The sequence below is a fragment of the Vibrio sp. 1069 genome (assembly GCF_033340555.1).
Genome location: NZ_JAWOWP010000568.1, coordinates 1 through 609, shown reverse-complemented (window position 1 = coordinate 609; position 609 = coordinate 1). Strand labels below are relative to the sequence as shown.

Sequence of the window (609 nt, the reverse complement as noted above, 5' to 3'; positions counted from 1 at the left end):
CCTTCAGACAAACAACAATCGTCAGATGATAAACATCGTCGTTTCTTCCATGAAGAGTCGGATTTCCTGACATTTGTGAACTTGTGGGATTACATCCAGAAGCAGCAGAAAGCGTTGACGGGCAACCAATTCCGCAAACAATGTAAGCAAGATTACTTGAACTACTTGCGAGTACGTGAGTGGCAAGATGTGTACTTCCAGATTCACCAATCTATGCGTGAAATGGAATTCAAACTTAACGATGAGCCTGCGTCTTACCATGGCGTACACAGTGCGATTCTGGTTGGTTTGTTGTCGCACATTGGTATGAAAGACCAAGAGAAGAATGAATACCAAGGCGCGCGTAACGCTCGTTTTCATATCTTCCCGGCATCGGGGCTGTTCAAGAAGCAACCTAAGTGGATCATGTCGGCTGAGCTGGTGGAAACCTCGAAACTTTGGGGTCGTATCATCGCCAAGATTCAACCGGAGTGGATCGAGCCATTAGCCAAGCACCTTATCAAGCGCAGTTACAGCGAACCGCATTGGTCGAAGAAACGCGCTGCGGTGATGGCGCACGAAAAAGTCATGCTTTACGGCGTGCCAATTGTACCGAAGCGTTTGGTGAAC

At 47.8% G+C, this 609-nt stretch carries 1 protein-coding gene; it reads left to right on the top strand.

The window, feature by feature from the left end; all coding sequences use genetic code 11:
* Positions 1 to 609 (top strand): oligonucleotide/oligosaccharide-binding fold domain-containing protein (locus tag R7040_RS27780; RefSeq protein ID WP_318097793.1); only part of this gene is annotated, 609 nt, incomplete at both ends.